Consider the following 18,401-nt stretch of genomic DNA (forward strand, 5'->3'; position numbering starts at 1 on the left):
GGAAATCAATCTGTTAAATAGTGTATTTGAAACACTAAAATCTAAGTTGGTAACAAATCATTTGCAAAATCAGTGGGTCTTTTTCCGGTGGTTTGCAGGAAGGTATTGGAAAATGAAGCAATACTCTTATAGCCTACCTCGTAGCTGATTTCGCTGATACTTTTCTTTCTTTCCAGGATTAATTCAATGGATTTAATGATCCTGGCAGTTTTTACAAACTGCAGGAAAGAGCTGTGTAAATATTGTTCAAACAATCGGCTCAGGCTTCGGGTTCCCAAATTGAATTTATCAGCTATAATATCTAATCGAAGATCTGTTTCTAGATTGTTCGAAATATAAACCAGTATAGGTTTTAATTGATGTTGTTCAGAAGTGCCAAGGGATAAAGTAAATCGTTGTGGACTTAATTTGGGGAGCAATTGAACTAAGGATTGCAGAAAAACATATTGTTCATCCCTGAGATCGAAGATGGAGGTACCACAAAATTTTAGAGTTTCAATGATTAAAGGGTGAGCAGGAAAAATTCCAATTTTTTGATGAAAAGGTTGGATTTGTTTATCGTCGAGAGGGATATATAAATTCCTGACCAGGATATGTTGTTCCCTTTGATGTCGGAATTTGTGTTCCATATGCGGGGGAATCCAAATATAGTGATAAGAAGGAATGAAATAAGCTTTCTCTTGGGTATGTAAATAGGTGATTCCACCTTCCAATAAAGTAAGTTGAGCTTTGGGATGGGCATGAAAATCGAAATTCTCAGGTTTCATTTGAAAAGTCAAGATCTGCTTGTCCTCCGTACTGATCAGTTTTAAAAAATCCCTATCCATTAGGATAAAGGTAAAAAGAATAGGCTAGAATCATATAATATATGTCCAATTATATAAAAAACGGAAGGTTTGCATTTTAGACCTTTGTACCACGATATGAAAGAAAATAAAATGTGGACACGGGATTTTATATTATCCTGTTTAGGTTGTTTTTTCCTGTTTGTGAATTTTTATATGCTTTTGAGCTCAATGCCTTTGGCAATAAAGCAGAATATGGGCGGAACTGCACGAGATATGAGTTTAGTAGTTTCGATTTATCTATTGGGGATTGTCTTATTAAGACCATTTTCAGGTGTGATTTCGGATCGAATTGGCTCGAAGAAAATATCGGTTATTACCATGTTGATCTTTGTGATTTGTTCTTTTTTGTATCTGGGCATACATGCCATCCTACCTCTTTTGATTGTTAGGATGATTCATGGAGTATTTCATTCATTATCAACGACTGCGCATGCAGCCATGGCGATAACGATGGTGCCAAATAGTAGAAAGGGCGAGGGTGTCGGATACTATGGTTTGGCGATGAGTCTATCCATGGTTCTTGGGCCAGCTTTAGGGTTATATGTCTTAAATGCATTTGGGTTTGAGGCCTTGATTCTTTTGGCAGCCATATTTTCCGTAATCAGTTGGTTTTTGACTTTATTTATTAAGAACCCAGAAACCAATTCAGTTAACTTGCAAAGGCAGCCTGCTGCGTCTAAGTTTAAGTTTTCGAATCTCATTGAGATGAAAGCTGTTCCGGTCTGTATCTCGGCCATGTTATTTGCATTTTCCTATTCTTCGATTATTTCATTTATGGCGGTATTTACTTCGGAATTGGGAATTCCGGAGGCGGCAATGTATTATTTTATCAGTTTTGCGATAAGCATTTTGGTCACTAGACCCCTTATTGGAAAGCTGTTGGATTCCAGAGGGCCAAGTTATTTGATCATACCTTCCCTTATCATCTTTGCCTTAGGCTTATTAGTTTTAGGATCAGCTAGTGGGATGACACAGATTTTATTTGCAGGAATAATTTTGGGGATTGCCTATGGAGCGATTTTCCCAAGTTTCCAAACGATTACCCTAAAATTAAGTCCTATTGATAAAGCCGGTTCTGCTACGGCTACCTTCTTTTTGTTTTATGATTCTGGCTTTGGTTTAGGCGCATTTGCTTTAACTGTGGTTGCCTCCTATTTTGGTTATTCAAAAATGTATATGTTGGTGAGTGGATTGATTCTGCTGACGCTATTCTTATATTATACTTTATATCATCGAAAACAACAGACCTCAATAGCGAATTAATTCGTAAAGTACCTATGAAAGGCGCACCTTTGAAAATTTTTTCAAAGGTGTTTTTTTTTGACTAAAAATGTTGTTTCTGTCTATCTAAATGGATAAAAAACTAGATTTTTAGCGCTTAGTCTAAGGATAGAAATCTTTTTCTTAACATTTCTTGGCATAATGATTGGAAGTATGCCCGAGGAGTAAATGAGTTTTAAAGAAATTAGATAATAGCATTATGAAAAAGTTAATGATTTTGGGTTTAGTGGCAATTGGATTTGCTTCATGTAGTAAGGAAACCCTGAATAGTGCGGAGAATGATATTGCTCTGAATGCAATTCGTACTGGGGAATGGAAGAATGTAGTGAAAACTACCACTGTAGATGGAAAAGAGATTACGGATACCATTGCATCAACGAGCAGAGGAACCTATTTAGATTTTGATAAAGACGGCTATGCCTATGTTTATGATGGTAAAGGTGGCTCAAAGTCTTTTGCATACAGAATTGAAAATTCAAAAACCATGTATTTTGATAATGTTCAATACAAGATAAACGAAAGTATTATTCAGTCTACGATTAGATTTTCTATTTCCGGACAGGATAATGCAGCAAATACGAAGATAGAGTTTAAAAGAAAGTAGAAATTAAACTTAATTTTGAGAACTGGCATATGCGTTTTACGTGTATGCCTTTTTTTTCTGAAAGTTATTATTGTTTTTTTTAAGTAATCCAATAAAATATTAGACCAGTGATTATTCAAGGGTCTATTTTTTGTCCGGATAATTTTGTTTCTGTTTCTTATGTATGATTATTTATGATGAAATGACTTGATTAATAAAAACAAGAGTATAATTTTTTCTACGAGCTCTAAAGGCATCAACTGTTGGTTCTTAACGTCTGATATCAGTTTTATTTTCGGGGAGTCCAACCACCAAAAAAAGGTCGATCTTTTATTTGTAAGACGTGTTCTTAAGGGTACTCAATTGTTTCTGTAATCTGTCAATTCTTTTAAGTCGTCTATTTTCAAGTATTTTCTTGTCCTGTGGATGCAATTGATAGGCTTCCTTGTCCCTCAGGACATGGTATGCTGCAATCAAGATCTTATGTGCGATGGCTATTGTTGCCTTCTTCTGACCTCTTCGTGCAGCGATTTGATGATGCTTGATCGCAAGTAATGGATTTACCTTGGATCTAGAGGCCACCCATGCTGCCTCCACGAGCGTCGTCTTGAGATACTTGTTTCCACGTGTTATTTTCGAGGAGTACTTCTTTCCTGCACTCTCATTGTTGCCCGGGCAAACCCCAGCCCATGAAGAAAGGTTCTGATGTGTTGGAAATTGAGCCATGTCCGTACCGATTTCTGAAACGATTCCCAGTGCCACCCTGGAAGATACTCCAGGGATAGATTCCAGTAGTTCCAGCTCCTGGTGCATGATCCTTGCGTACTGTTCCATCTGAGCCTCTGATTGTGCTATTTGTAGATTGATATGATCGATGGATTGCAGTATTAGGTTCAACATGAAGCGGTGGTGATCCGTGATCTTGCCAGTAAGTGCCTTAAGTAGCTCTGCGTGTTTCTTGACCAGCGAACCCTTGGCCATGCTTGCCAATAGCAAAGGATCGAGGTGACCTTTGGCCATGGCCCGGACCATTTCCATGGCGCTTACCCCAAATACGTCGCTGACCACGCTCCGCAGTTTGATGTTGGCGGATTCAAGGATGTTCTGTAACCGGTTCTTTTCTGCGGTCCGCATAGCGATCAACTTGCGCCTATGTCGGAAAAGCTCCCTGAGCTCACGGATATGTTGTGGTGGGATGAAGCTTCCCTTCAGTAGACCGGAAAGAAGCAGTTTGGTGATCCATTCGCTATCCTTCTTGTCGGTCTTCTGTCCCGGAACATTTTTGATATGCCGGGCATTGACCAGTAGGATGTGAAAATAGTCTTCCAGAACCGCGTAAACCGGTCGCCAGTAAACTCCAGTGCTCTCCATGGCAACCTGTGTAATGGAATGAGCCTGAAGCCATTCCACTAAATTGTACAGGTCATCCGTAAAAGTTAAGAAGGTTTTTGTCTCTGTATCAAAATCACTACCTTTAATGGTAGCAACTACTGTGTCTTTGTGGACATCCAGTCCACAACCACGATCAAGGATAAAGGGTAATCCGCTGACAGCCATAGGTCTTATATTTATTGGTACTAAGATACCGTTTTGGCTAAATGCCTATTGGGACTATGAGCCCGTGACTTTCATGGCTGTTGGTGATACCCGATGTATAATGATCGTTTTATTTTTTATTCTTTTCCTCAATCCATTGCGATAGATATTTGGAGGCGAGAAATTGATTGGACCATAAAATTTGACCTACCATATTCTTCCTTCGCAATCTATTTAAATCAGTTTCTAAATTTTCAATCTGCGTTAAAAACTCCATTCCCCAATTGGGATCTATTAAGGATTTCAGGATTTTTTCAGCGGTCTCGGCTGCGGTATTCCATGCTGCCGAATCTTGATACAGTGCTGTTGCTGCCTCAATTAATTCTTCCGATGTATTCGCGATTGTACCTGGCCAATCTTGATTTTGAAACATGGCCTCCGCCCCAACCTTTGAGCTGACTGAAGGAGTACCAGCATAAAGAGCGTCAATAAATTTTCCTTTTAATCCAGCTCCAAATGGGATTGGCGCGAAAAGAACCCTATACTTTTTTAGGGTTTCAATGGCATGATCTGCACGGCCCATTATCCTAAATCCTTGTTTGGGTTGATTTAGTTGCCATACCTTTTCAGAGGGATAGGCACCATAGATATGCATTTCGGCTTCCGGCAATCTTTTTCGAATGGAAGGCCATAATTCTTTAATGACCTGAACGGTTTTCCAATTGGGTTCATGTAGAAAATTGCCAATAAAGGCAAAATGTTCCCGATCCTCGAAACCATAATTTGATTGTTCCTGATTATGTAAAACCTGAAAAGGCAGATAACATAATAAGGACTTAGGGACATTAAATTCTTCTTGAAGGAGGTTCATTTCAAAAGCAGAAATAATCAGGCTTAAATCTGAGCGATAAATTGCTGCTAGTTCTCTTTTAGCAAGGTCAGAATATAAAAGTGAGTCATCGAGTTCGATTCCTTTTTTGTATGCATTTTGACGCCCTTGCCTTACGAAATGTAAGTCTTCGGTATCCAGAATTCGGATGGCATCCGGACAATTTTGAGCAACTCTCCAGCTGTATTGTTCCTCAACCATAAATCGGTCGAATAGCACTATTTCAGGATTTAGCTCCTTTAAGATTTCATCAAAAGAAGAGTCGTTTAATTTGATTTCGATTTCCTGCACATCTTTTTCCTGTAGAGGGAAACTAAACTCTGACTTACTTGCCGCAGAAGCGAAGGTTATTTTATAACCATGAGAAAGAAATAGGTCCACGAGTTGAAGCATTCGCCATCCTGCTGCAGAGGAGGTAGGTTCTGGCCATACTAAACCGATGAAAAGTATTGTTTTTCTCATGCTGCAAATTAGCATTATTTCATGTATTTAGGGGGATGATTTTGTTTTCATTACCTTTGTTGAAATTTTGATTACTATGTTAGGACTTAAACTTTTGACGGACCCACGTTGGGCAAATATTGCGGAATCTAATTTGGAGGAAATCTTGACGGATCACGCTTGGTGTGAGCAGAAAGCAGCTTCCAATGCTATTTCCTTAATTACCCAAAACTCCGAGCTTGAGGATTTGGTTCATGAATTGACTGCCATTGCCATTGAAGAAATGGAACATTTCAAGATGGTGATTGATATTATCAAAGAGCGAGGTTATGAATTAGGCCGCGAACGCAAGGATGATTATGTAGGGCAATTGATGAAATTTGCCAAGAAGGATGGTTCGAGGAATCAAGCTTTTATTGATCGTCTATTATTTGCAGCGATGATAGAAGCCCGAAGCTGTGAACGATTCAGAGTCCTTTCCAAAAACATAAAAGATCAGGAACTAGCCAAGTTTTATTATGATCTGATGGTCTCAGAAGCCAATCATTATACGACCTTTTTGAATTTTGCGAAAAAATATACCAAAGACGTAGATGTCGATAAACGCTGGAAAGAGTGGTTGGACTTTGAAGGGGAATTAATCCAATCCTACGGAACGAAAGAACATATCCACGGATAATCAGGTAGGGGCTTATTGCATAAGCCCTTTTCTATAAAATGTTTCCGGATGAAACATGCTGTATGCGGTTGTGATATTGGTAGGGAAACCGAGTCGATATTAGGTCGAGAAGCCGAGTCGATATTAGTCGCGTATGCGGTTGTTTAAGGGGGGCGTATGCAATACGCCCCTACGAAGCGCTTTCGGTTTTATCTTTGATGGCTAATTGGCCACATGCGGCGTCGATATCTTTTCCACGGCTACGACGGACATTGGTGATTACACCTTGGCTGCGTAGGTAATTTGCAAATTGGTCGATTTTGTCGGCTTCTGCATTGACGAAATCTGCTAATGCAATTGGGTTATATTCGATGATATTGACCTTGCAGGGAACATTCTTGCAGAATTTTGCTAATTCTTTGGCGTCTTGGATTTCATCGTTGAAATTGTTGAAGACGATATATTCGAATGTTATTGGGCTTTTAGTCTTGGCGTAGAAATACTTCAATGCTTCTGCTAATGCTGCTAATGAGTTTTGCTCATTGATAGGCATGATTTCATTTCTTTTATCATCATTTGCTGCATGCAGAGAAAGAGCTAGGTTAAAACGAACCTCATCATCTCCCAGTTTCTTGATCATCTTGGCAATTCCGGCAGTGGATACCGTAATTCTTTTTGCAGCCATGTTCAAGCCATCTGGAGAGGTAATACGGTCTACGGATTTCATCATGTTGCTATAGTTCAACAAGGGTTCACCCATTCCCATATAAACAATGTTTGTTAGGGGATGTCCGTATTTTTCTTCGGCTTGTTTGGCAATCAAAACTACCTGATCATAAATCTCATCGGCATTCAGATTTCTTTTTCTATCCATATAACCCGTAGCGCAGAATTTGCAGGTTAAACTACATCCAACCTGAGAGCTCACACATGCTGTCATACGGTCATCAGCAGGGATAAGTACCCCTTCAATGACATTGTTGTCATATAAACTGAACGTACTTTTGATGGTTTTATCCGAACTGATCTGGGATTGTTTTACTTTTACGGCATTGATGGTAAAATTGGTTTTTAAGGTCTCCCGAAGAGACTTGCTCAAGTTGCTCATTTCGTCAAAATCTGTGCAGGATTTTTGCCAAAGCCATTCATAAATCTGCTTAGCGCGAAATCCTTGCTCACCCATTTCAACAAGTGAGTCTTTTAACTGAGTTAAACTCAAACTCCTGATATCTACCGTTTTTACTGCTTTTTCCACGGTACAAAGATACATCAAAAAATATAAGCTAGAAGTAATAAAATTCTGTTAGGCGGAATAATAGACTTACATGATAAATTTTCGTTATCAATTTGTTATCTCTTTGATGAGCTACAATTTCTATTTCTAACTATTATTATAATTACATGGTTTTTTGTACCAGACCGGATTAATAAAATGAAAATCAGTCTTTTATTTGTATGGTTTATGATTTTGTTGTGTTCTTGTACACAACTAAAAAGGAATGCTTGTATTGGGGATTTTCAATCTACTATCAGCCAAGTTCAACCCGAATCAAAAATTGATTTTCAGCGCATGGATTGCTTTCCATGGGATTCACTCATGTTATTGGCATCTTACCATTATTGTGGTCAAATACTGGAGGAAACGGGAGTGGTACTTCCGGAAAATCTATCTACCAACAATCCTGAAGTAGGATATCTGGTTTTCCTACAAAGGAATCAGGTTCAAAAGATCATTCGGATTAAGAAGGATCAATTGAACCTAAGTTCCTATATTCAAGCTAATGCATATTCCTCAAGTTATCTGATTTTAGATCGTCAGAAATGTGCTGCTTTGACTTTTAAGAATTAATCTTTTTTGCCCTCTTGTTTTTTCTGATTTTTTGGATGGTCAGGATAATTACTGCAGCAATAATCCAGATTGGCCATATTCCAATTACTCCTAGAACCAGTGTTTGGATCATATTCCAGCCGAAGACCAATGAATCTTTCATTTTTACCCAGAATGAGTTGCTACCCATTGGAAGGTTTGCTTGGTATTCGAATAGATTAACCGTTAATGTGCAATAATTTACCTGGTTGCTAAGGTTTCGCATAGTTGCCTCGCTACTGTCGATATCCTCCTGCAATTGTCTGATCTGTTCTTGGATTTCAAGTAGATCCTTAACATTCTTTGCACTACTCACCATATTTTGATAGCGTTCAAGAAAAGCTCTTTTGCTTTTTAACCTGGACTCCAAATCATAGTATTGAATAGAAACATCCTGAGCACTGATGTTTTTATCCGTAAGCTTATCTTCACCTTTCTCCAGGGCACTCAAGAAATTATCAAATGCGCTTGCTGGGATGCGGATTGTCAGGTTATAAGAAGTGAAATCGTTGTTATTACTCGTATTTTCTTGTTCGTAATAGGCATTGAATTTTTTTAATAGCGCATCTAAATTTGCCTTGCTTTGTTCTATTTTTTTGGACTCCAGGGAAATATTGCCTGAACGGATTATTTTGCTGGTATTACTTTGTTGATTTTGAATAGGTTCATTTGTCGATGCATCATTCCTATCAACATTGTTGCCTTTCAACGCTGATGGTTCTAGCATAACATTATCTACGTTGCTAGCCGCTTCCATTTGATCGGCTGTGGCCACATCTTCCTGATGGTTATTTCTGCATGATGCCATTGATAATAACAAGAGCATTGGCCAAATAAAGATTCTTTTCATAGCTTAATTTTATTGGGGGATGCAGGAAGGTATCAAATTCCATAAAAAAAGAAGAACCGAGGCTCTTCTTTTATTTATTAATAGTTCTTGTATTTATTTCAATGCGTCTTTTACTTTTGGAATGATTTGATTTCCATAGAGTTCAATAGCCTTCATCATTTTACTATGGTCCGGGCTACCAACATCCGTATGTGCGGAAAATCTAGTTAGACCAAAAGTTTCCTGAATTTGGAGGATCTTATCAACGGATTCATTAACATCAGCGACGATAAGATGTCCATGGCTTGAGCGGCCGTAATCGTATTGCGTTTTTTGGTATGGAGGCCATCCTCTAGAAGCACCAATTCTATTCATCTGAGCTGAATAATACGGATAGTACCAATCTGCGATTTCTTTAGAATTTTCTCCGAAGAAAGAGTGCATATGTACCCCGACCTGATATTTGCTCATGTCATGACCATTGTCTTTATAGGCTTGTTCGTAGATTTCAAACAAAGGTTTGAAATTTATTGGAGAGCCTCCAATGATGGCAAACATAACTGGTAGGCCCAATCTACCTGCACGGATTACAGATTCCGTGGTTCCACCTACAGCAATCCAGATTGGTAATTTATCGTTTACGGCTCTTGGATATATGCTTTGGTTGATTAAGCTGGAGCGATGTTTTCCGGTCCAGTTTACCGTTTGAGAGTTATTGATTCGAAGCAAAAGATCTAATTTCTCTTCAAACAGGGAGCTATAATCTTTCAGGTCGAATCCAAAAAGGGGGAATGATTCGATAAAAGAACCTCTTCCGGCCATAATTTCGGCCCTTCCATTCGAGATTAAATCTACGGTTGCAAAATCCTGATATAGTTTTACGGGGTCGGCGGAGCTTAATACGGATACTGCCGAGCCCAATTTAATGCGTTTTGTTACGGTTGCAGCTGCTGCTAAGACAATTTCGGGAGCTGCAACGGCATAATCAGCCCTATGATGTTCTCCCATTCCGAAGAAATCAACACCAACTTCGTCCATCAACTTAATCTCTTCGATTATTTCCTGTAGTCTTTGTTGGGGTGCTTGTATTTTACCTGTTTGAGTATCGATTTGTAAATCCCCAAACATACCTATTCCTAATTCCATCATCTTTATTCTTTCTTTCTTATGCTACAAAAGTACGGTCAATATTGTTCTTGAAAATTGATATATGTTAAGAAGTGATTTTTTTTAAAATAAATCTGGGAAAAGTGGCTTTAAAATGGTTAAATAAATTATATTTATAAATAAAAATAAAAACCAATGATTAAAGTTTGGCGAGCGGTGTGGGACTTATTTTATCCTCAGGTATGTATGGGTTGTAAGGAAGTTCTTGTTAGTCAAGAAAATATGCTCTGCACGAGTTGCTTGTTTCATTTGCCAGGGACAGATTTTCATTTTGATAGTAATAATGAAGCTATTCAATTGCTGAAGGGAAAGTTCAGGTTTGAATTTGCGAGTTCCATGTTGATTTTGAAGCCAGGTTCCATTGTGGAGGAATTAATTTATAATTTAAAATATAATAATCATCCGCAGGTAGGATACTTCTTGGGGCAACGGTATGGATTCCAATTAATGGAATCGCCCTATTTTAAGGGGATAGATGTTATTATTCCGATTCCATTGCACCCAAAGCGATTTCTAAAAAGAGGATATAATCAAAGTGAGGTATTTGCTCGCGGATTATCAAGAAGCTTGGGTGTTTCAGTGGATTGCACTGTCTTGAAGCGTAGGAAATATCAAAAAAGTCAGACAAAGATGACCACAGAAGAGCGAATCACTAATGTTGAGGATATATTTATCTGTAAATTCTCTGAAGAATGGAAAGACAAACGTATTTTATTGGTCGATGATGTATTAACCACAGGGTCGACCATAACTTCTGCAGCCGAGGAATTATTAGCGACCATGCCCGACTGCAAGCTATACATCGCTAGTATAGCCCGAGCATAAAATATTTCAGGAAAAGATCGGATTAATTATATTGGAATTTCCGATTATACAAAAGTAAATAGCTGAATAGCGCCATTCCAATTCCCACATAATCAGCAAAGATATCCCACCAATCAGCTTGACGGCTTGATGTGAAATACATTTGAGCTGCTTCAGTAAAGAAAGCAAACAGGGAAGAAACGCAAAATACAACGATAATCGTCTTTAATTTCGTTGCTCTTCTTTTGGTATCAACAATTCTTCCGAATAGAATTAAAGTAGTTAGTAGGTAGAAACTTCCTGTGTGAACTAATTTATCAAAACCTTCAAAAAAACCTCCCGTTGGGAAGTCATTTGCTGGCAATAACATTAGGAGCATCATAATAATGGCCCATAAGATTGCCCATGCGTAATTAATTATCCAATTCATTGATGATAAAAATCGTATTTAAAAGTCAGATATAAAAGCTTTTATAACAATTTTTTTGGTTTTGAAAAGAATGTTTGAAAGATAGATAAAAAATTATTACCCTGTAAATCAGTGTGTTGTGATTAAATATTGAAAAAATATAGTACTATGTATTGCAAAGTACCATCCAAAGGATATATCTTTGTATTGTTATGATAGCTGAAAATACACAAACCCAAATGAGGAAAGGAATACTGGAATACTGTATTCTTTCAATTATTTCTCGGGGAGAAATATATGCCTCAGACATTATCAGCGAATTAAAGAAAGCTGAATTGTTGGTGGTTGAGGGGACACTATATCCATTGCTTACTAGATTAAAGAACAATGGTCTATTGAGTTATAACTGGAAGGAGTCTACTTCAGGTCCGCCACGAAAATATTATGAAATCACTTTAGAGGGGATGGAGGTCTTAAAACGTTTAGATGTTACATGGAAGGAATTACTTTTTGCGGTTGAGACGTCCCTACAAAACAGAGAAATTTAACTTATACCTTAACTACACCATTAACTAAATAAAGTCATGAACAAAACAATAATAATCAATATAAATAGTATCGTCTTTCACATTGAGGAGGATGCCTATGAAACCCTTCGGTCATACATGATCGAGATTAAGAGACATTTTGGAAAATCAGAAGATAGCCGTGAGATCTTAGAGGATATAGAGAATCGTATTGCAGAGATGTTTTCGGAGCGTATTCAAACAGGACGCAAGGAAGTTATCAATCGTGAGGATGTTGAGCAAGTGATATCTCAAATGGGTCGTGTTAGCGATTTTGAGTTGGAGAATGGCGATGAGCCAAGAATGGAGACCGAGCCAAAAGCGGCTTTTGCAGATTATGCAGAAGGCGATGAAGCTAGACAGACACAAGAGGCGCCGGCTCAAGAACCTAGCCCTGAGCCTAACTTTACGGAGTATTTAACTTCTAAGAAGTTGATGCGCGACATGGATGATAAGGTTTTAAGTGGTGTTTGTAGTGGTTTAGCCCATTACTTCAACATTGAGACCAAATGGGTTCGTGTAATTTTCATCTTATTCTTTTTGTTTGGTGGATCTGGTGTGTTATTATATTTCGTGTTATGGGCTGTCATGCCAAAAGCAGTAACGCGTGCGGATAAATTAGCGATGCGTGGGGAGCAGGCGAACCTTCATAATTTCAAGAAGTCATTTGATGAAGAAATGAAAGGTATTCGTGAAAATTTTACCGGGGCCGGCGAGCATATTAGTCGAGGAGCACGTTCGGTTGGAGACTCTTTAGGATCTTTTTTCTCGATCATCGGAAAAATTTTAGCGGTATTGGTATTAATCTGGGCAGGGTTGAGTATCATAGGTATGTTTATCTTCTTCGTGTTCAACGTATTGAACATCATGGGATATCAAAATCCTATATTCTTCCCACCATTGGAGGTACTAGATCCAACATCGGCATTTTTTGCTATTCTTTCGGGAACTGTAGCGATCATTATTCCACTTCTAGCCTTGTTTTTTGTGATGTTACGGGTCGTGTTTAAAACAAGACCGATGAATAATTATGCAAGTATGACTTTGTTGGCTACTTGGATAGTTTCTATCGTGATGATTTTATACTTCGTAGTTGTTACTAATCAGGATTTTGTAGAAGAAAGCACAATTTCTGTTGAGAAAACACTGGATAAAAAGGATACCTATATTATTTCAGAGAATGATGTTCGCGTGATCAAGGCAACAGATGAAGACTTTATCAAGAAAAGAATCAACCAAGGGAAAGATGGATTATTGATTGGTAATTACTTAAGGAATGATATTTCAGTCTATATAGAACCAGTTGATTCCTTGAAAGCACCGTATATACAGTACAATTATATAGCTAAGGGGGCCTCCTATGCAGCAGCATCAGCTCGGGCATCGAAAATCTCTTATCAAGTGAATCAGAATGCGGATAACTTAATGTTTGATAGTCATTTTGCATTACAGGATAAGCAATTAATTCGCGATCAACATGTTAGGATGAATGTATATCTTCCTGTGGGCACGAAGGTATTATTAAACCGAAATATGGAATGGAAAGTTCGTGATATCTGGGCACATGAATGTCATGGTAAAGAGGAATCGAAATTTTCAGAGTGGATAATGACCAAGAATGGATTGAAATGTATTCTTAAGCTAGAGGAAGAGAAGGCGAAGGAAGCTGAGGAAAAAGTGAAAGAAGCAGAGGAGGAAGCGAAAGAAAAATTAAAAAAAGAAAATAAAGAAGCAACTACTGAAGGCGCAAAAGCGTCTTCAGAAGAGAATAACGCATAAGGGCAAAAAAAACAATTAAACATTTTACAAAAAACTAACTAGCGAAAAACTATAATGGGAAGAATAATTACAATCATGATCCTTTTTCTTGCATCGGTCGTCGGGAAAGCCCTTGCAAATCCAAGGGTACAGGATACTGATATCAAGGGGAAGGTCGTCAATCAGGATAATCAACCGGTGGTTTCGGCCTCGGTATATTTAATGTCAAGTACGGCAAATGTATTAATCAAAAGTGCTGTTACAGACGAGAATGGAGTTTACACAATCATCAAAGCACCTAAGGGCTCATATTATATAGAGGTAAGTTCTGTGGGGTATGGCAAGAGTAAATCTGCGGTTTTCGAACTTGGGGATAAGACTTATGAGGTTGAGGATATTAAGATCTCACCAAGCAGTCAAGCTATTGAGGCCGTCACTGTTGAAGGTAGAGCACCTCTGGTTCAAAATGTGAATGGAAAGCTTGTGTTAAACGTTGAGAATTCGACTTTAGCTGCTGGAAATAATGCATTAGAGGTGGTAAAGCGTGCGCCAGGTGTAAGTGTTGATAAGGATGATAACCTTCAATTGATGGGTCAGCAGGGTGTAACGGTTACTATTGACGGGCGTCAGACCTATATGACAGGAGAGCAATTGGCGACATTTTTAAAATCTACAGACGCGAGTCAAATCAAGAGTGTTGAAGTAACGACTACACGTTCGGCAAAAGATGATGCTGAAGGTGCTGTAGGGACTATCAATATTGTGTTGAAGAAAAGCAAAACAGAAGGTTTTAATGGATCATTTATCGCTAGCGCGGCACATGGTAAACATCCAAGAGGAAATACTTCTTTAAATATCAATTATAAAAAGAACAATACAACCTTGTTTGGTTCGTACGCATATACCAATAATAAGGAAGAGAATACGTTGAATATATACCGCGAGATTAGGAATGCGGGCAATATTACTTATTTCGATCAAAAAGCACAGATTCTAGAGAAAAATAACAGCCATAACTTCCGTGCCGGGATTGAGCAGAAAACATCTGAAAATAATACGATGATGTTTCAGGTTTCAGGCAATAAATACTCTGAAGATTCAGAAAATACAAGTGCGACAACGATTGGGAAATCGGTTTCAGTGATTGATTCCATTTTGAGGTCACCAGCAGTGAATGATATGAGTTTAAGTCGTGTTTCCCTGAACTTCAATAATGAATATAAGATGGATACTTTGGGTCAGAAATTGACCTTGGACTTGGACTGGAGTATTTTCAATAATGATGCGAACATGAATTACCATAATCGTATGGAATTTCCAAATGGATCCTTGGTAAAGCCGGAAACATTTGATCGTAGTATCATGCCAACCGATATTGATATTTATGTTGGAAAATTGGATTATGTAAAACCTTTCAAGAAAGGAAACTTAGAAGCTGGATTGAAATACAGTAAAGTTCAATCTGATAATAACATGATCTATGATCGGTTAAATGGGGATGTTTGGGAAAATATTGCTAATCGGTCAAATCATTTTATTTATGATGAGCAAATTGCTGCGGGATATATGGATTACAGCAGAGCCTTCGGTAAATGGACTACCAAAGTTGGTATCCGTGCAGAATACACGAAATCGAATTCAGAATTTGTATCCACTGGTGAGAATTTTGAAAGGGATTACTTGGATTGGTTCCCATCGGCCAACCTAGGTTATAACTTAAGTGAGAATCATATTTTCTCCTTGGGCTATGCGAAGAAAATAACTCGTCCTAACTATAGGTTCTTGAATCCGTTCAGATATTATATTGATGAGAAAACGTATCAATTAGGTAATCCAGATGTTAAGCCTCAGTATACGCATGGTTTCACCTTGAACTATACGCTGATGCAGATGTTCAATTTCACCTTAGGGACTGATATCACGAATGATGCGATTGTTGAAAGTATGGGTCAGGACTCTATCAAGAATGAGACATGGGTGACCAGAGAGAACTTAGGTCGTTCTGTAACCTCCTATTTAAACATGAATATACCGTTCAAAGTTGGTAAGTTCTGGACGATGAATAATAATATTACGGGAATCTATATGCATTTTAAAGGTCCTATTGCTGGTTCGGTTGTTGACCGTGGATCCTTTTTTATCCAAGCAAATAGCTTTCATAATTTCAGGGTAAATCCACAATGGTCATTCGAGGCCTCAGTAAATGGAAATACGCCTTTTATATACAACCTGTTTAAAATCCAAGGTAGAATTAATACCGACTTGGGTGTAAACTACAACTTTAAAGATCAGAAAAGCTCTTTAAAATTGGCGATGACCGATGTGTTCAGGAGCAGTAGAAATAATTTAGATACAGATTTCAACGAATTTCGGTCAAGAATTCGTCAATACAATGATAATCAAACAGTCCGCTTGACTTTCACATATAAATTCGGAAACTTAAAACAACAAATCCGTAAAAGTGACTCGAAAAATGAGGAAAAAGATCGGGTGTCAGTGAACTAAAAAAGAACTTTGTTTCAATGTTTAGTTAATAAAGGTCTCAGTCTCCCAAACTGGGGCCTTTTGGTTTTTTAGTATTTAGTATTTAGTATAGAGTATTTAGACCTTGGGGGCTAGTTATTGTTAAAATTGGGAGTAGATTTTATGATTCGGGTATAGACTTTTCGGGTGGATTGTATAACTTTATTCAATGAAATTAAATCAGATAGTTGTTTTTTGTGCTTCAAGTCCAGGACATGAGGGGACTTTTGTGAATGCAGCTCGTGAGGTTGGTCGTGTGTTTGTTGAGCGTGGGATTACTTTAGTTTATGGGGGAGGCCGAGTGGGCTTGATGGGTGCTGTTGCGGATGCGGTTATGGAGAATCAAGGACAGGTAATTGGGGTTATTCCACAGTTTTTGAATAGCAAGGAAATTGGTCATAACGGAATTACAACTTTGATCGAAGTTGATACGATGCATGAGCGTAAGGCCAAAATGAATGCTCTGTGTGATGGGGTGATTGCCTTGCCGGGAGGTTTTGGAACCATGGAGGAGTTATTCGAAATGACAACTTGGGGTCAATTGGGCTTACATAAAAAGCCAATAGGGATATTAAATATTAATGGATTTTATGATCATCTGATTGCTTTTATCCAGCATATGGTGGATACGGGGTTGTTGAAGGAGGAAAATCAAAGGATGATTTTATATGCTGACAATATTGAGGATTTATTGGAACAAATGGAGGCGTATGAAGCTCCACCTGTTCCAAAATGGTTAAATCTGGAAAAATCCTGATTTATTTCTGATTGTTGAAAGGAAAATAGGCTTTGGCATTATAATAACAGATATCCTGAATTATTTTGCCAATCCATTTAATATCATGCGGAAGTTCGCCATTTACGATGTCTTCAGCGAAGATATTACATAACAACCTTCTGAAGTACTCATGTCTTGGGAAAGATAAGAAGCTTCTGGAGTCGGTCAACATCCCCACAAAACGGCTGATCAAGCCAATGTTTGAGAGACTATTGATCTGTTTGGTCATTCCATCCTTTTGGTCATGATACCACCAAGCTGAACCAAATTGAATTTTTCCAGCAATACTTCCATCATTGAAGTTTCCACACATCGCGGCGAACAGGTCGTTATCGGAAGCGTTTAAATTATAAAGGATTGTTTTTCCGAGTTTGTCATTTGCTGATAAACGATCCAAGAATTTCACTAAACTTAATCCCTGAGAGTAATCACCGATACTATCAAAGCCCGTATCAGGTCCTAATTTTTGTAAGGAACCAGAGTTCGTGTTTCTAAATGCGCCAACATGAAACTGTTGCACCCAATTTTTTTCATGATCCCATTCTGCGAATTTAATCAATAGGGCTGATTTGAATTTATTGACTTCTTCAAGGTTGAGGTTGTTTCCAGATCTCAGCCTTTTAAAGATTACATTGATTTCTGATTCGGTATAATCTTCGGCATAAAGATGGCTTAGGCCATGATCTGATACACAGCAGCCATTTTCAGCAAAGTAATCATGTCTTGATTTTAGAGCGTCCAAATAGTCTTGGAGGCTGTTTATTTCTGTATTTGCAACCTCAGCAAGCTTATTCACATATTGATTGAAGGCTTCTTTATTTTCCGGGGCCATGGCTTTATCCGGACGGAAAGCAGGGAACATATTGAACTTACCTGGATTCTTAAGGTATGCCTGATGGAATTCCAACGAATCAATGGGGTCGTCTGTGGTACAAATAGTTTCGACTTTCATCTGTTCCAATAAGCCATGGACTGACATATTAGGTTTGGAAAGGTCCTGATTGGCTTTCTCGAAAACTTGATTTGCATTATCTGCAGAAAGTAAATCATGGATACCAAAATAACGTTGAAGTTCTAGGTGGGTCCAGTGATAAAGTGGATTTCTCAAGGTGTAAGGAACAGTTTCAGCCCATTTCTTGAATTTGTCGAGATCCGAGGAATTTCCTGTAATATATTTTTCATCAATTCCATTTGCACGCATGGCTCGCCATTTATAATGGTCTCCCTGCAACCAAATTTCAGTGATATTTGAAAATTGCTTATTCGAAGCTACTTCATTTGGGGGTAAATGATTGTGATAATCTATTATTGGGAGATCTTTGGCGTAATCATGGTACAGTTCTACTGCTACTTGGCTTTGCAACAAAAAATTTTCGTCCAAGAATGGTTTCATATTCTCTTGTTATTATTTTTTAAGTTTAGAATTGAGTGTGGTTGAAAATAAGTAATAATCGCTTAAAAGCT

General features: G+C 38.1%; 17 protein-coding genes. 9 read left to right on the forward strand and 8 right to left on the reverse strand.

What is annotated here, in order from left to right:
- Nucleotides 1–41: 41 nt before the first annotated feature.
- The gene (locus ACF3OC_RS00545) at nucleotides 42–827 is read right to left on the reverse strand and encodes an AraC family transcriptional regulator (RefSeq protein ID WP_094281315.1); all 786 of its coding nucleotides are present in this window, start codon (nucleotides 825–827) and stop codon (nucleotides 42–44) included.
- Nucleotides 828–923: 96 nt separating this feature from the next.
- On the opposite strand from ACF3OC_RS00545, the gene ACF3OC_RS00550 reads away from it, so the two are divergent.
- The gene (locus ACF3OC_RS00550; protein WP_094281317.1) at nucleotides 924–2,111 is read left to right on the forward strand and encodes an MFS transporter; all 1,188 of its coding nucleotides are present in this window, start codon (nucleotides 924–926) and stop codon (nucleotides 2,109–2,111) included.
- A gap of 217 nt (nucleotides 2,112–2,328) precedes the next feature.
- The gene (locus tag ACF3OC_RS00555; RefSeq protein WP_094281319.1) at nucleotides 2,329–2,733 is read left to right on the forward strand and encodes a hypothetical protein; all 405 of its coding nucleotides are present in this window, start codon (nucleotides 2,329–2,331) and stop codon (nucleotides 2,731–2,733) included.
- Nucleotides 2,734–3,042: 309 nt separating this feature from the next.
- Here the strand turns inward: ACF3OC_RS00555 and ACF3OC_RS00560 are convergent, their stop codons facing one another.
- Nucleotides 3,043–4,269, reverse strand: coding sequence for an IS110 family transposase (locus ACF3OC_RS00560; protein WP_182499660.1), 1,227 nt, complete (start codon nucleotides 4,267–4,269; stop codon nucleotides 3,043–3,045).
- Nucleotides 4,270–4,378: 109 nt separating this feature from the next.
- Complete coding sequence (locus ACF3OC_RS00565; RefSeq protein ID WP_179221500.1) at nucleotides 4,379–5,599, reverse strand: glycosyltransferase; 1,221 nt, start codon at nucleotides 5,597–5,599, stop codon at nucleotides 4,379–4,381.
- A 76-nt stretch (nucleotides 5,600–5,675) separates the two neighbouring features.
- Here ACF3OC_RS00565 and ACF3OC_RS00570 point away from each other — a divergent pair, with 76 nt between their 5' ends.
- A complete protein-coding gene (locus ACF3OC_RS00570) occupies nucleotides 5,676–6,257 on the forward strand; it encodes a tRNA-(ms[2]io[6]A)-hydroxylase (RefSeq protein WP_094281323.1) in 582 nt (193 codons plus the stop codon).
- A gap of 169 nt (nucleotides 6,258–6,426) precedes the next feature.
- Here ACF3OC_RS00570 and rlmN read toward each other — a convergent pair whose 3' ends face one another.
- A complete protein-coding gene (gene rlmN, locus ACF3OC_RS00575; RefSeq protein WP_094257545.1) occupies nucleotides 6,427–7,506 on the reverse strand; it encodes a 23S rRNA (adenine(2503)-C(2))-methyltransferase RlmN in 1,080 nt (359 codons plus the stop codon).
- A gap of 162 nt (nucleotides 7,507–7,668) precedes the next feature.
- Between rlmN and ACF3OC_RS00580 the strand changes: the two genes are divergently transcribed.
- Complete coding sequence (locus ACF3OC_RS00580) at nucleotides 7,669–8,085, forward strand: hypothetical protein (RefSeq protein ID WP_094281325.1); 417 nt, start codon at nucleotides 7,669–7,671, stop codon at nucleotides 8,083–8,085.
- Here the strand turns inward: ACF3OC_RS00580 and ACF3OC_RS00585 are convergent.
- Complete coding sequence (locus ACF3OC_RS00585; RefSeq protein ID WP_094281327.1) at nucleotides 8,075–8,953, reverse strand: DUF4349 domain-containing protein; 879 nt, start codon at nucleotides 8,951–8,953, stop codon at nucleotides 8,075–8,077. The two genes, ACF3OC_RS00580 and ACF3OC_RS00585, sit on opposite strands and share 11 nt — an antisense overlap.
- Nucleotides 8,954–9,046: 93 nt before the next feature.
- A complete protein-coding gene (locus ACF3OC_RS00590) occupies nucleotides 9,047–10,081 on the reverse strand; it encodes an LLM class flavin-dependent oxidoreductase (protein ID WP_306427052.1) in 1,035 nt (344 codons plus the stop codon).
- Between the two features lie 153 nt (nucleotides 10,082–10,234).
- On the opposite strand from ACF3OC_RS00590, the gene ACF3OC_RS00595 reads away from it, so the two are divergent.
- On the forward strand, nucleotides 10,235–10,924 hold the full coding sequence (locus ACF3OC_RS00595; RefSeq protein WP_094257548.1) for a ComF family protein: 690 nt from the start codon (nucleotides 10,235–10,237) through the stop codon (nucleotides 10,922–10,924).
- Between the two features lie 22 nt (nucleotides 10,925–10,946).
- On the opposite strand, the gene ACF3OC_RS00600 is transcribed toward ACF3OC_RS00595, so the two are convergent.
- A complete protein-coding gene (locus tag ACF3OC_RS00600; protein WP_094257549.1) occupies nucleotides 10,947–11,333 on the reverse strand; it encodes a VanZ family protein in 387 nt (128 codons plus the stop codon).
- A gap of 191 nt (nucleotides 11,334–11,524) precedes the next feature.
- On the opposite strand from ACF3OC_RS00600, the gene ACF3OC_RS00605 reads away from it, so the two are divergent.
- The 4 genes from ACF3OC_RS00605 to ACF3OC_RS00620 all read left to right on the forward strand — a co-directional run bounded on the left by ACF3OC_RS00605 (nucleotide 11,525) and on the right by ACF3OC_RS00620 (nucleotide 16,916).
- Nucleotides 11,525–11,860 (forward strand): PadR family transcriptional regulator, encoded by a 336-nt coding sequence (locus ACF3OC_RS00605; protein ID WP_094257550.1) that lies wholly within the window; start codon nucleotides 11,525–11,527, stop codon nucleotides 11,858–11,860.
- A gap of 36 nt (nucleotides 11,861–11,896) precedes the next feature.
- Nucleotides 11,897–13,657 (forward strand): PspC domain-containing protein, encoded by a 1,761-nt coding sequence (locus ACF3OC_RS00610; RefSeq protein WP_094280958.1) that lies wholly within the window; start codon nucleotides 11,897–11,899, stop codon nucleotides 13,655–13,657.
- Between the two features lie 54 nt (nucleotides 13,658–13,711).
- Entirely contained in the window at nucleotides 13,712–16,141 is a 2,430-nt protein-coding gene (locus ACF3OC_RS00615) for an outer membrane beta-barrel family protein (RefSeq protein ID WP_094280959.1), read from the forward strand.
- Nucleotides 16,142–16,328: 187 nt separating this feature from the next.
- On the forward strand, nucleotides 16,329–16,916 hold the full coding sequence (locus tag ACF3OC_RS00620) for a TIGR00730 family Rossman fold protein (protein WP_094280960.1): 588 nt from the start codon (nucleotides 16,329–16,331) through the stop codon (nucleotides 16,914–16,916).
- Between the two features lies 1 nt (nucleotide 16,917).
- On the opposite strand, the gene uxaC is transcribed toward ACF3OC_RS00620, so the two are convergent.
- Nucleotides 16,918–18,330: a glucuronate isomerase gene (uxaC, locus tag ACF3OC_RS00625; RefSeq protein ID WP_094280961.1), complete on the reverse strand. Its 1,413-nt coding sequence runs from the start codon at nucleotides 18,328–18,330 to the stop codon at nucleotides 16,918–16,920.
- Nucleotides 18,331–18,401 lie beyond the last annotated feature (71 nt).

It is taken from the genome of Sphingobacterium cellulitidis, from assembly GCF_043187465.1.
GTDB classification, from domain to species: Bacteria; Bacteroidota; Bacteroidia; order Sphingobacteriales; family Sphingobacteriaceae; genus Sphingobacterium; species Sphingobacterium cellulitidis.

Coding starts and splice junctions, on each gene's coding strand:
- ACF3OC_RS00545 (WP_094281315.1), bottom strand. CDS start 827: ATGGATAGGGATTTTTTAAAACTGATCAGTACGGAGGACAAGCAGATC.
- ACF3OC_RS00550 (WP_094281317.1), top strand. CDS start 924: ATGAAAGAAAATAAAATGTGGACACGGGATTTTATATTATCCTGTTTA.
- ACF3OC_RS00555 (WP_094281319.1), top strand. CDS start 2,329: ATGAAAAAGTTAATGATTTTGGGTTTAGTGGCAATTGGATTTGCTTCA.
- ACF3OC_RS00560 (WP_182499660.1), bottom strand. CDS start 4,269: ATGGCTGTCAGCGGATTACCCTTTATCCTTGATCGTGGTTGTGGACTG.
- ACF3OC_RS00565 (WP_179221500.1), bottom strand. CDS start 5,599: ATGAGAAAAACAATACTTTTCATCGGTTTAGTATGGCCAGAACCTACC.
- ACF3OC_RS00570 (WP_094281323.1), top strand. CDS start 5,676: ATGTTAGGACTTAAACTTTTGACGGACCCACGTTGGGCAAATATTGCG.
- rlmN (WP_094257545.1), bottom strand. CDS start 7,506: ATGTATCTTTGTACCGTGGAAAAAGCAGTAAAAACGGTAGATATCAGG.
- ACF3OC_RS00580 (WP_094281325.1), top strand. CDS start 7,669: ATGAAAATCAGTCTTTTATTTGTATGGTTTATGATTTTGTTGTGTTCT.
- ACF3OC_RS00585 (WP_094281327.1), bottom strand. CDS start 8,953: ATGAAAAGAATCTTTATTTGGCCAATGCTCTTGTTATTATCAATGGCA.
- ACF3OC_RS00590 (WP_306427052.1), bottom strand. CDS start 10,081: ATGATGGAATTAGGAATAGGTATGTTTGGGGATTTACAAATCGATACT.
- ACF3OC_RS00595 (WP_094257548.1), top strand. CDS start 10,235: ATGATTAAAGTTTGGCGAGCGGTGTGGGACTTATTTTATCCTCAGGTA.
- ACF3OC_RS00600 (WP_094257549.1), bottom strand. CDS start 11,333: ATGAATTGGATAATTAATTACGCATGGGCAATCTTATGGGCCATTATT.
- ACF3OC_RS00605 (WP_094257550.1), top strand. CDS start 11,525: ATGATAGCTGAAAATACACAAACCCAAATGAGGAAAGGAATACTGGAA.
- ACF3OC_RS00610 (WP_094280958.1), top strand. CDS start 11,897: ATGAACAAAACAATAATAATCAATATAAATAGTATCGTCTTTCACATT.
- ACF3OC_RS00615 (WP_094280959.1), top strand. CDS start 13,712: ATGGGAAGAATAATTACAATCATGATCCTTTTTCTTGCATCGGTCGTC.
- ACF3OC_RS00620 (WP_094280960.1), top strand. CDS start 16,329: ATGAAATTAAATCAGATAGTTGTTTTTTGTGCTTCAAGTCCAGGACAT.
- uxaC (WP_094280961.1), bottom strand. CDS start 18,330: ATGAAACCATTCTTGGACGAAAATTTTTTGTTGCAAAGCCAAGTAGCA.